General features: G+C 64.0%; 9 protein-coding genes. All 9 read left to right on the top strand.

Annotated features, from left to right (window positions below):
* Positions 1 to 6 precede the first annotated feature (6 nt).
* The 9 genes from rseP to dnaE all read left to right on the top strand — a co-directional run bounded on the left by rseP (position 7) and on the right by dnaE (position 12125).
* Positions 7 to 1359, top strand: a complete 1353-nt coding sequence (rseP, locus tag ACFZCE_RS11925) for a sigma E protease regulator RseP (protein ID WP_390939138.1) — start codon at positions 7 to 9, stop codon at positions 1357 to 1359.
* Between the two features lie 76 nt (positions 1360 to 1435).
* Positions 1436 to 3796 (top strand): outer membrane protein assembly factor BamA, encoded by a 2361-nt coding sequence (gene bamA / locus ACFZCE_RS11920; protein WP_390939136.1) that lies wholly within the window; start codon positions 1436 to 1438, stop codon positions 3794 to 3796.
* A gap of 42 nt (positions 3797 to 3838) precedes the next feature.
* On the top strand, positions 3839 to 4342 hold the full coding sequence (locus ACFZCE_RS11915) for an OmpH family outer membrane protein (protein WP_390939134.1): 504 nt from the start codon (positions 3839 to 3841) through the stop codon (positions 4340 to 4342).
* Between the two features lie 15 nt (positions 4343 to 4357).
* Entirely contained in the window at positions 4358 to 5401 is a 1044-nt protein-coding gene (lpxD, locus tag ACFZCE_RS11910) for a UDP-3-O-(3-hydroxymyristoyl)glucosamine N-acyltransferase (RefSeq protein ID WP_390939336.1), read from the top strand.
* A 106-nt stretch (positions 5402 to 5507) separates the two neighbouring features.
* The gene (gene fabZ, locus ACFZCE_RS11905; protein ID WP_390939133.1) at positions 5508 to 5948 is read left to right on the top strand and encodes a 3-hydroxyacyl-ACP dehydratase FabZ; all 441 of its coding nucleotides are present in this window, start codon (positions 5508 to 5510) and stop codon (positions 5946 to 5948) included.
* Positions 5945 to 6721: an acyl-ACP--UDP-N-acetylglucosamine O-acyltransferase gene (lpxA, locus tag ACFZCE_RS11900; RefSeq protein WP_390939132.1), complete on the top strand. Its 777-nt coding sequence runs from the start codon at positions 5945 to 5947 to the stop codon at positions 6719 to 6721. The genes fabZ and lpxA overlap by 4 nt, the downstream gene beginning before the upstream one ends.
* Positions 6721 to 7857 carry a lipid-A-disaccharide synthase gene (gene lpxB / locus ACFZCE_RS11895; protein ID WP_390939130.1) on the top strand — a complete coding sequence of 379 codons (1137 nt, stop codon included), beginning with the start codon at positions 6721 to 6723 and terminating at the stop codon, positions 7855 to 7857. The genes lpxA and lpxB overlap by 1 nt, the downstream gene beginning before the upstream one ends.
* A gap of 30 nt (positions 7858 to 7887) precedes the next feature.
* Positions 7888 to 8547, top strand: a complete 660-nt coding sequence (gene rnhB, locus ACFZCE_RS11890) for a ribonuclease HII (protein WP_390939334.1) — start codon at positions 7888 to 7890, stop codon at positions 8545 to 8547.
* Positions 8548 to 8609: 62 nt separating this feature from the next.
* Positions 8610 to 12125, top strand: a complete 3516-nt coding sequence (gene dnaE, locus ACFZCE_RS11885) for a DNA polymerase III subunit alpha (RefSeq protein WP_390939129.1) — start codon at positions 8610 to 8612, stop codon at positions 12123 to 12125.
* Positions 12126 to 12177 lie beyond the last annotated feature (52 nt).

Here is a 12177-nt window from a genome sequence, read left to right as displayed (position 1 = left end):
AATGAGATGAGTGCCCTCTACATGATTATCGGCACCCTGGTCGCCCTGGGTGTTCTGGTCACCTTCCACGAATTCGGTCATTTCTGGGTGGCGCGCCGCTGTGGCGTGAAGGTTCTGCGTTTCTCCGTGGGCTTCGGCATGCCGCTGCTGCGCTGGCATGACCGCCAGGGCACCGAGTTCGTGGTGGCCGCGATCCCGCTGGGCGGCTACGTGAAGATGCTCGACGAGCGCGAGGGCGATGTGCCTGCCGCGCTGGCACACCTGTCGTTCAATCGTAAGCCGGTGTTGCAGCGTATCGCCATCGTCGCCGCCGGGCCGATCGCCAACTTCCTGCTGGCGCTGGTGTTTTTCTGGGCGGTGGCCATGCTCGGCAGCCAACAGGTGCGCCCGGTCATCGGCCAGGTGCAGGATGGCAGCCTGGCGGCGGCCGCGGGCCTGGTGGCCGGCCAGGAAATCGTTTCGGTCGACGGCGAGCAAACCCGTGGCTGGGCTGGGGTGAACATGGCGCTGGTCGGGCGCCTGGGTGAGTCGGGCAACCTGCGCATCGGCGTGCTCGATGCCGGCAGCCAGGCCCCGGTGGTGCACACGGTCAAACTCGACCGTTGGCTCAAGGGCAGCGATGAGCCTGACCCGATTCATTCCCTCGGCCTGCAACCCTGGCGCCCGGCGCTGGAGCCGGTGCTGGCCGAAATCGACCCGGATGGTCCGGCCAAGGCCGCTGGCTTGCTGGCCGGCGACCGCCTGCTAGCGCTCGACGGCGCCGCCCTGGGGGACTGGCAACAACTGGTCGACACCGTGCGCAAACGCCCCGATGCCGCCGTTACGCTGAGCGTTCAGCGCGGCGCCGAGCGCCTCGAACTGCCGGTGACCCTGGCCAGCCGTGGCGAGGGCAAGGACGCCGCGGGCTACCTGGGCGCCGGTGTCAAACCGGTGCAATGGCCGGCCGATATGCTCCGCGAGGTCCGTTACGGCCCGCTGGAGGCGGTCGCGGAAGGGGCCCGGCGGACCTGGGCGATGAGCGTGTTGACCCTTGATTCGCTGAAGAAAATGCTGTTTGGCGAGCTCTCTGTAAAAAACTTGAGCGGACCGATAACGATTGCTAAAGTGGCGGGCGCTTCAGCCCAGTCGGGCTTGGGGGATTTCCTGAATTTCCTGGCTTATCTGAGTATTAGCCTGGGGGTTCTCAATTTGCTGCCCATTCCAGTACTGGATGGGGGCCATTTGTTGTTCTACCTGATCGAATGGGTGCGTGGCCGGCCCGTCTCTGACCGGGTGCAAGGCTGGGGGGTCCAGATCGGTATCAGTCTGGTAGTCGGGGTGATGTTGCTCGCCCTGATCAACGATCTGGGTCGGTTGTAATAATGCATCGCTCAATTGCGAACCTGCCGCCTGTGCGGCAGTTTGTTTATTGCCGTATGGAACAAGAAAGGACTTCATGAAACGTCTGCTGCTTACCGCGGTGCTGTCCGCACTGATGATCGCCGAAGTTCACGCCGAGTCCTTCACTATCTCCGATATCCGTGTCAACGGTCTCCAGCGGGTCTCCGCCGGCAGCGTATTCGGTGCGCTGCCGATGAACGTGGGGGATACCGTCGATGACTCGCGCCTGGTGGATTCGACCCGGGCGCTGTTCAAAACCGGTTTTTTCCAGGACATCCAGTTGGGCCGGGACGGCAACGTGCTGGTGATCAACGTGGTCGAACGCCCCTCGATTGCCAGTATCGAGATCGAGGGCAACAAGGCCATCTCCACCGACGATCTGCTCAAGGGCCTGCGCCAATCGGGCCTGAGCGAAGGTGAGATCTTCCAGCGCGCCACCCTCGAAGGGGTGCGTAACGAGCTGCAACGCCAGTACGTGGCCCAAGGCCGCTACTCGGCCACGGTCGACACCGAAGTGGTCACCGAGCCGCGCAACCGCGTTGGCCTGAAGATCAAAATCAACGAAGGCACCGTGGCCGCCATCCAGCACATCAACATCGTTGGCAACACGGTCTTCCCCGAGCAAGACCTGCGCGACCTGTTCGAGCTGAAAACCACCAACTGGTTGTCGTTCTTCAAGAACGACGACAAGTACGCCCGTGAAAAACTCTCCGGTGACCTTGAGCGCCTGCGTTCCTACTACCTGGACCGCGGCTACATCAACATGGACATCGCCTCTACCCAGGTGTCCATCACGCCGGATAAAAAACACGTCTACATCACCGTGAACATCAACGAAGGCGCCAAGTACTCGGTGCGCGACGTGAAGCTCACCGGTGACCTGAAAGTCCCGGAAGACCAAGTCAAGGCCTTGTTGCTGGTGCAAAAGGGCCAGGTGTTCTCGCGTAAAGTGATGACCGACACCTCCGAGCTGATCACCCGCCGCCTGGGTAACGAGGGCTACACCTTCGCCAGCGTCAACGGCATGCCGCAGCCCCACGATGACGACCACACGGTCGACATTACCTTCGTGGTAGACCCCGGCAAGCGCGCTTACGTAGACCGCATCAACTTCCGCGGCAACACCAAGACCGACGACCAGGTACTGCGCCGTGAAATGCGCCAGATGGAAGGCGGTTGGGCCTCGACTTACCTGATCGACCAGTCCAAGACCCGCCTCGAGCGCCTGGGCTACTTCAAGGAAGTGAACGTCGAAACCCCGCCGGTGCCAGGCACCGACGACCAGGTCGACGTGAACTACGCCGTCGAAGAGCAACCGTCCGGCTCGATCACCGCCAGCGTGGGTTTCGCCCAGAGCGCCGGCCTGATCCTCGGCGGTTCGATCAGCCAGAACAACTTCCTGGGTTCGGGTAACAAGGTCGGCATCGGCCTGACCCGCTCCGAATACCAGACCCGCTACAACTTCAGCTTCGTCAACCCGTACTTCACCCCCGACGGCGTGAGCCTGGGTTACAACGCCTTCTACCGCAAAACCGACTACGATGACCTCGACGTCGACGTGGCCAGCTACTCGGTAGACAGCCTGGGTGCCGGGGTCAACTTTGGCTACCCGATCAGCGAAACCTCGCGCCTGAACTTCGGCTTGACCGTGCAGCGCGACGAAATCAGCACCGGCGACTACACCGTGGGCGAGATCTATGATTTCGTCGATCGTGAGGGCGACAGCTTCCTGAACTTCAAGGCCTCGGTGGGCTGGTCGGATTCGACCCTCAACCGCGGTACCTTGCCGACCCGCGGCCACTCGCAGAGCCTGACCCTGGAAACCACCACGCCAGGCAGCGATCTGTCGTTCTACAAGCTCGATTACCGCGGCCAGATCTTCGCCCCGCTGACCGATACCTACACCCTGCGCTTCCATACCGAGTTGGGCTATGGCGATGGTTACGGCGGCACCGATGGTTTGCCGTTCTACGAGAACTACTACGCCGGTGGCTTCAACTCCGTGCGCGGCTTCAAGGACAGCACCCTGGGCCCTCGTGGAACCCCGGCGCGCAACGACCCCGACCAGGACGACGTCGCCTTCGGTGGCAACGTGCTGATCACCGGCGGTGCGGAAATCCTGTTCCCGATGCCGTTCGTCAAAGACCAGAAGTCGCTGCGCACCTCGCTGTTCTGGGACGTGGGTAACACCTTCGACTCGAAGTGCCAGTACCGCACCAACTCCGCTGGCGACCACCCGGTGGCGAACAAAGACTGCGGCACCATCGACTTCTCGAACATGGCGGCCGCCGTCGGCCTGGGCGTGACCTGGATCACCGCACTCGGCCCGCTGAGCTTCAGCCTGGCAATGCCGGTGAAGAAGCCGGACAACGCCGAAACCCAGGTCTTCCAATTCTCGCTCGGCCAGACGTTCTAAGCGCTGGCCTACAACACAACACGGATTCTGCAGGAGTTCATCGTGCGTAAGTTCACCCAACTGGTCATCCTGGCCGCGGCCATGATCGCGACCCCGGCATTCGCCGAAATGAAAGTCGCCGTTCTGAATTATCAGATGGCGCTGCTTGAATCCGACGCCGCGAAAAAATACGCCGTGGATGCCGAGAAGAAATTCGGCCCGCAACTGAACAAGCTCAAGGCCCTGGAAGCCAGCGCCAAGGGTATCCAGGACCGCCTGGTCAGCGGCGGCGACAAGATGCAGCAAGGCGAGCGTGAGCGCCTGGAGCTGGACTTCAAGCAAAAGGCCCGGGACTTCCAGTTCCAGTCCAAAGAGCTGAACGAAGCCAAGGCCGCGGCTGACCGCGACATGCTGCAGCAACTCAAGCCCAAGCTCGACGGCGCGGTTGAGGCAGTGATCAAGCAGGGTAACTATGACCTGGTGCTCGAGCGTGGCGCCGTGGTAGACGTCAAGGCGCAGTACGACATCACCCGCCAGGTCATCGACCGCATGAACCAGGCGAAGTGAGTTAGCACCTTGAGCATGACCCTCGGCCAACTGGCCGACACCCTGGGCGCTGAATTGCGTGGCGCCCGGGAGCTGAAAATCACCGGGCTGGCCACCTTGCAGGAGGCCGGCCCGGCGCACTTGAGCTTCCTCGCCAACCCGCACTATCGCAAATTCCTCGACCACTGCCAGGCCGGTGCCGTGCTGCTGAAGGCCGCTGACGCCGAAGGTTATGCCGGCAACGCCCTGGTGGTGCCCGACCCTTACCTGGCTTACGCGCGGATTTCCCACGCCTTCGACCCCAAGCCGCGGGCCCCGGAGGGTATTCACCCCACCGCGGTGGTGGCGGCGGATGCCCAGGTTGCCCCAAGCGCCAGCATCGGCCCGTTCGTGGTGATCGAGAGCGGCGCCCAGGTCGGTGCTGGCGTGACCATCGGCGCCCATGGCTTTATCGGTGCTCGCTGTGTGATCGGCGACGGCGGTTGGCTGGCCCCGCGGGTGACCCTGTACCACGACGTGCGCATCGGCAAGCGGGTGGTGATCCAGGCCGGCGCGGTGCTCGGGGGTGAAGGCTTCGGCTTTGCCAACCAGAAGGGCGTGTGGCAAAAGATCGCCCAGATCGGCGGCGTGACCATCGGCGACGACGTGGAGATTGGCGTGAACACCGCGGTAGACCGCGGCGCGCTGGCCGACACGGTGCTGGGCAACGGCGTCAAGCTCGACAACCAGATCCAGATCGCGCACAACGTGCAGGTCGGTGACCACACCGCCATGGCGGCCTGCGTGGGCATCTCCGGCAGCACCAAGATCGGCCGGCACTGCATGCTCGCCGGCGGCGTCGGGCTGGTGGGCCACATCGAGATCTGCGACAACGTTTTCATCACCGGCATGACCATGGTCACCCGTTCGATCACCGAGCCGGGCAGCTATTCGTCGGGTACGGCGATGCAACCCGCGGCCGAATGGCGCAAAAGCGCCGCGCGGATCCGCCAGCTCGACGACATGTCGCGGCGCTTGGTACAGGTAGAAAAGCGCCTTCAGGCGGTGACCCGCGACGCGGACTCGCCATCAGAAGGCTGACAAACGTTCACTATCAAGCACGCGCTGCATTTAAACTGTCGTCTTGATCTATAGGAGCCCCGAACCCGCCTGGGGCTCCCTTCTCTCATTAAGGCTTTTCCAAGACATGATGGACATCAACGAGATTCGCGAATACCTGCCTCACCGCTACCCGTTCCTGCTGGTGGATCGCGTAGAGGAGCTGGATATTGAAGGCCAGCGCATTCGCGCGTACAAAAATGTCAGCATCAACGAGCCTTTCTTCAATGGCCACTTCCCGGCCCACCCGATCATGCCGGGTGTGCTGATCGTCGAAGCCATGGCCCAGGCCGCCGGTATCCTGGGGTTCAAGATGATGAACGCCAAGCCGTCCGACGGCACCCTGTACTACTTCGTCGGCTCTGACCGCCTGCGTTTCCGCCAGCCGGTGCTGCCAGGGGACAAACTCACCCTCGAAGCGCAGTTCCTCAGCAGCAAGCGGCAAATCTGGAAGTTCAACTGCACCGCCTCGGTCGGGGGCAAAACCGTGTGCTCCGCCGAGATCGTCTGTGCGGAACAGAAACTATGACCTTGATCGACCCTCGTGCAATCATCGACCCGTCGGCAAAGCTTGCCGCCAGCGTCGAGGTAGGCCCGTGGTCGATCGTCGGTCCTGATGTAGAAATCGACGAGGGCACGGTCATCGGCCCCCATGTGGTGCTGCGCGGCCCGACCCGGATCGGCAAGCACAACCGCATCTACCAGTTCTCCTCGGTGGGCGAAGACACCCCTGACCTCAAGTACAAGGGCGAGCCCACCACCCTGGTGATCGGCGATCACAACGTGATCCGCGAAGGCGTGACGATTCACCGCGGCACCGTGCAAGACCGCGGCGAAACCACCCTCGGCGACCACAACCTGATCATGGCCTATGCGCACATCGGCCATGACAGCGTGATCGGCAACCATTGCATCCTGGTCAACAACACGGCGTTGGCCGGGCACGTGCATGTGGGCGACTGGGCGATCCTCTCGGGCTTCACCCTGGTGCACCAGTACGTGCACATTGGCCCCCATGCGTTTTCCGGCATGGGCACCGCCATCGGCAAAGACGTGCCCGCGTTCGTCACGGTGTTCGGCAACCCGGCCGAAGCGCGCAGCATGAACTTCGAAGGCATGCGCCGCCGTGGGTTCAGCGATGCCTGCATGCAGGCGCTGCGCCGCGCCTACAAGCTGGTCTACCGCCAGGGCCTGACCAGCGACCAGGCGCTTGCCGCCATCGAGGAGCTGGCCAACCAGCACCCTGAAGTGGCGCTGTTCCGCGATTCGATCGCCAATTCCGGCCGCGGTATCACCCGCTGATGAGTTCGCCCGCACCGCTGTGCGTCGCCCTTGTCGCGGGTGAGGCCAGCGGCGACATCCTCGGCAGTGGCCTGATGCGCGCCCTCAAGGCGCGCCACCCCGATGTGCGCTTTATCGGCGTGGGTGGCCCGCTAATGGAAGCCGAAGGCTTGCAGTCGTACTTCCCGATGGAGCGCCTGGCGGTGATGGGCCTGGTCGAGGTGCTCGGCCGCCTGCGCGAACTGCTGGCGCGGCGCAAGGCGCTGATCAACGACCTGCTCGCGGCCCGCCCAGACGTGTTCATCGGCATCGATGCGCCGGACTTCACCCTGAACATCGAACTGCGCCTGCGCCAGGCCGGGATCAAGACCGTGCACTACGTCAGCCCGTCGGTCTGGGCGTGGCGGCAGAAGCGCGTGCTGAAAATCCGCGAAGGCTGCGACCTGATGCTCACCCTGCTGCCGTTCGAGGCGCGGTTCTACGAGGAGCAAGGCGTGCCGGTGCGCTTCGTCGGCCATTCCCTGGCCGATGCCATCCCGCTGCAGGCTGACCGCGCTGCCGCACGGCAACAGCTCGGCTTCGCCGCCGAGGCCGAAGTGCTGGCGTTGATGCCGGGCAGCCGCGGCGGGGAGGTCAAGCGCCTGGGCGGGTTGTTTTTCGACACCGCCGAGCGCCTGCTCGCCGCGCGCCCTGGCCTCAAGCTGGTCCTGCCCTGCGCCAACGCCCAGCGCCGCCAGCAGTTGGAGGCGATGCTCGAGGGCCGGCAACTGCCGATCACCCTGCTCGACGGCCAGTCGCACCTGGCGCTGGAGGCATGCAACGCGGTACTGATCGCTTCTGGTACCGCCACCCTCGAAGCGTTGCTGTACAAACGGCCGATGGTGGTGGCTTACCGCCTGGCGCCGTTGACCTTCTGGTTGCTCAAACGTATGGTCAAAAGCCCTTACGTGTCGTTGCCCAACCTGCTGGCCCAGCAGGCCGTAGTGCCCGAAGTGCTGCAGGACGCCGCTACCGCCGAACGGCTGGCGGCGCAACTGGTGCCGCTGCTCGACGGCCAGGAGCAACAAACCGCGCATTTCGATGCGATCCACCGCACCTTGCGCCGTGACGCCTCCAACCAGGCGGCCGACGCGGTGCTGCAACTGTTGGCCCGCTAACACAGGAACGCCGCCATGCCACCGAAACAACTGCAAATGGGCCTGGATTTCGACCTGGTCGAGGCGCTCGTCGCCGGCGTCGATGAAGTGGGCCGTGGCCCGTTGTGCGGGCCGGTGGTCACGGCGGCGGTGATCCTCGACCCGGCGCGGCCGATCCTCGGCCTGAACGACTCGAAAAAACTCACCGAAGCGCGCCGCGAGGCGCTGTACGATGAAATCTGCGAAAAGGCCCTGAGCTGGTGTATCGCCCGCGCCGAAGTGGCCGAGATCGACCAGTTGAACATCCTTCACGCGACCATGCTGGCCATGCAGCGCGCGGTCGAGGGCCTAAGCATCACCCCGCGCCTGGCGCTGATCGACGGCAACCGCTGCCCGAAACTGGCGGTGCCCTGCGCGCCGGTGATCCAGGGCGATGCCAAGGTGCCGGCGATCGCCGCGGCGTCGATCCTGGCGAAGGTCAGCCGCGACCGTGAAATGGCCGCCTTCGAGCTGATTTACCCCGGCTACGGCATCGGTGGCCACAAGGGCTACCCGACCCCGGTGCACCTCGAGGCCCTGGCCCGGCTCGGCGCCACGCCGATCCACCGCACCTCGTTCGCCCCGGTGCGGGCGGCGCTGGAAGCCGCGGCGGCGGGGATGATCCTCGACGCGCCACGCTTCGCCGAACCCGGCGACGTGCCTCCGGCCTGATCGCCCGGGGCGCTTAACCCCGGTACAATCCATTCCCCGCTGCAAACACCTGGACAACGCCCATGTCGGTCTCATTCGTTCACCTGCGCCTTCACACCGAGTATTCCCTGGTCGACGGGCTGGTGCGGATCAAACCCCTGGCCAAGGCCCTGGCCGGGATGAACATGCCCGCGGTGGCGGTGACCGACCAGAGCAACATGTGCTCGCTGGTGAAGTTCTACAAAACCGCCATGGGCGCTGGCATCAAGCCGATCTGCGGGGCTGACCTGTTTCTCGCCGGCAAGGACGCCGACGCGCCGCTGTCGCGAATCACCCTGCTGGCGATGAACCCCGAGGGTTACCGCAACATCACCGAGTTGCTGTCGCGCGGCTACATCGAAGGCCAGCGCGACGGCCAGGTGGTGCTGCAGCGCGAGTGGGTGGCCGAGGCCAGCGCCGGGGTGATCGCGCTGTCCGGCGCCAAAGAGGGCGACATCGGCCAGGCCCTGCTGGGCAGCAACCCGGCCGATGCCGAGGCGCTGCTGGCCGGCTGGCTGCAGGTGTTCCCCGAGCGCTTCTATGTAGAAGTGCAGCGCACCAACCGCGCCAACGATGAAGAATACCTGCACGCCGCCGTGGCCCTGGCCGACCGCCTGGGCGCGCCGCTGGTGGCCACCAACGATGTGCGCTTCATCAAGCCCGAAGACTTCGAAGCCCACGAAACCCGCGTGTGCATCGGCGAAGGCCGGGCGCTGGACGACCCGCGGCGCAACCGTACTTACAGCGACCAGCAATACCTGAAAACCCCCGAGGAAATGGCCGAGCTGTTCAGCGACCTGCCCGACGCGTTGCAGAACACCGTCGAGATCGCCAAGCGCTGCAACATCGAGGTCAAGCTCGGCAAGGCGTTCCTGCCCGACTACCCGATCCCGGAAGGGATGACCATCGACGAGTTCACCCGCCAGGTGTCGTTCGAGGGGCTGGAAGAGCGCCTGGCGATTTCCCTGCCGCCGGAGTCGGAAAACTACGAAGCGCGCCGCCAGGTGTACATCGACCGGCTCAACTTCGAGCTCGACATCATCATCCAGATGGGGTTTCCCGGTTACTTCCTGATCGTGATGGACTTCATCAAGTGGGCCAAGAACAACGGCGTGCCGGTGGGCCCGGGCCGGGGCTCGGGCGCCGGCTCGCTGGTCGCCTACGTGATGAAGATCACCGACCTCGACCCGCTGGAATACGACCTGCTGTTCGAGCGCTTCCTCAACCCCGAGCGGGTGTCGATGCCCGACTTCGACGTCGACTTCTGCATGGACGGCCGCGACCGGGTGATCGAATACGTGGCCGACAAATACGGCCGCAACGCGGTGAGCCAGATCATCACCTTCGGTTCGATGGCGGCCAAGGCGGTGGTGCGCGACGTGGCCCGGGCCCAGGGTAAATCCTTCGGCCTGGCCGACCGGCTGTCGAAGATGATTCCGTTCGAAGTGGGCATGACCCTGGAAAAAGCCTTCGAGCAGGAAGAAATGCTCCGGGATTTCCTCGCCAGCGACGAAGAAGCGGCGGAAATCTGGGCGATGGCGCTCAAGCTCGAGGGCGTGACCCGGAACGTCGGCAAGCACGCCGGTGGCGTGGTGATCGCGCCGACCAAACTGACCGACTTTTCGCCGATCTACTGCGATGAGTTCGGCGGCGGCCTGGTGACCCAGTTCGACAAGGACGACGTCGAAGCCGCGGGCCTGGTGAAGTTCGACTTCCTCGGCCTGCGTACCCTGACCATCATCGACTGGGCGCTGGAAACCATCAACCGCGACTGCCACAAGACCGGCGAGGCGCCGGTCGACATCGCGCATATTCCGCTGGACGACAAACCCACCTACAGCCTGCTGCAAAAAGCTGAAACCACCGCGGTGTTCCAGCTTGAATCGCGCGGCATGAAAGAGCTGATCAAGAAGCTCAAGCCCGACTGCCTCGAAGACCTCATCGCCCTGGTCGCGCTGTTCCGCCCCGGCCCGCTGCAATCGGGCATGGTCGATGACTTCATCAACCGCAAGCACGGCCGCGCCGAAATGGCCTGGCCGCACCCGGACTACCAGTACGAAGGCCTGCAGCCGGTGCTGGCGCCCACCTACGGGATCATCCTCTACCAAGAGCAGGTGATGCAGATTGCCCAGGTGATGGCCGGCTATACCCTCGGCGGCGCCGACATGCTGCGCCGCGCCATGGGTAAGAAAAAACCCGAAGAGATGGCCAAGCAGCGCGGCGCGTTCATCGAAGGTTGCACGGCGAACAATATCGACCCGGACCTCTCGGGGAACATTTTCGACCTGGTGGAGAAGTTCGCCGGTTACGGCTTCAACAAATCCCACTCCGCCGCCTATGGCCTGGTGTCTTACCAGACTGCCTGGCTGAAGGCGCACCACCCGGCGGCGTTCATGGCCGCGGTGCTGTCGGCAGACATGCACAACACCGACAAGGTGGTCACCCTGATCGAAGAAGTGCGCAGCATGAAGCTGCGCCTGGATTCGCCCGACGTGAACACCTCGGACTTCAAGTTCACGGTCAACCTCGATGGGCGCATCGTGTATGGCCTGGGCGCGATCAAGGGGGTGGGCGAGGGGCCGGTCGAGGCGATCGTCGAAGCCCGCGCCGCGGGCCCGTTCAAGGATCTGTTCGACTTCTGCAGCCGGGTCGACCTCAAGCGCATCAACAAGCGCACCCTCGATGCGCTGGTGAAAAGCGGCGCGCTCGACCGCCTCGGGCCGTTCTTTCACGATGAGCTCAAAGCCTACCAGGCCACCGTCGACCAGAACCGCGCGGTGTTGCTGGCGGCGATGGAAGAGGCGATCAAATCGGCCGAGCAGGCCGCGCGCAGCCACGACAGTGGCCACGTCGACCTGTTTGGCGGGCTGTTCGACGCCGCCGACGTAGACGTTTACCAAAGCTACCGCAAGGCCCGCGCCATCACCCTGAAAGACCGCCTCAAGGGTGAAAAAGACACCCTCGGGCTGTACCTCACCGGCCACCCGATCGACGAATACGAAGCCGAGGTGCGGCGCTTCGCCCGCCAGCGCATCGTTGACCTGAAGCCGGCGCGCGACACCCAAACCATCGCCGGGATGATCGTGGCGATGCGGGTGATGAAGAACAAAAAGGGCGACAAGATGGGTTTTGTCACCCTCGACGACCGCTCTGGGCGCATCGAAGCGTCGCTGTTCGCCGATGCCTTTGTCGGCGCCCAGCATTTGTTGCAAAACGATGCGGTGGTGGTGATCGAAGGGGAGGTGAGCAACGACGACTTCTCCGGCGGCCTGCGCCTGCGGGTCAAGCGCGTGATGACCATCGAAGAGGCACGGACCCAGTTGGCCGAAAGCCTGCGCCTGAAGGTGCACGGCGATGTCTTGCAGGCGCGCATGAAGTGGTTGGGCGAGACGCTTAAGGGCCACCGCGGCGGTTGCCCGGTCACCCTCGATTACACCGGCAACGACGCCCGCGCCCTGCTACAACTGGGAGAGGGCTGGCGGATCGACCCGGCCGACGCGCTGATTCAGGCACTGCGTGACCAGTTCGGCCGGGAGAACGTCTTCCTGCAATATCGCTGAACCCAGCACGGAATTTAATCTCGACCTCAAGGCGCCATTTCCGTATGGTATG

Origin of the sequence: Pseudomonas sp. NPDC007930 (genome assembly GCF_042958985.1) — a bacterium.
Lineage (GTDB): Bacteria > Pseudomonadota > Gammaproteobacteria > Pseudomonadales > Pseudomonadaceae > Aquipseudomonas.
The sequence above is the reverse complement of the archived record's forward strand: the minus strand, read 5'-3'. Positions and strand labels throughout refer to the sequence as shown.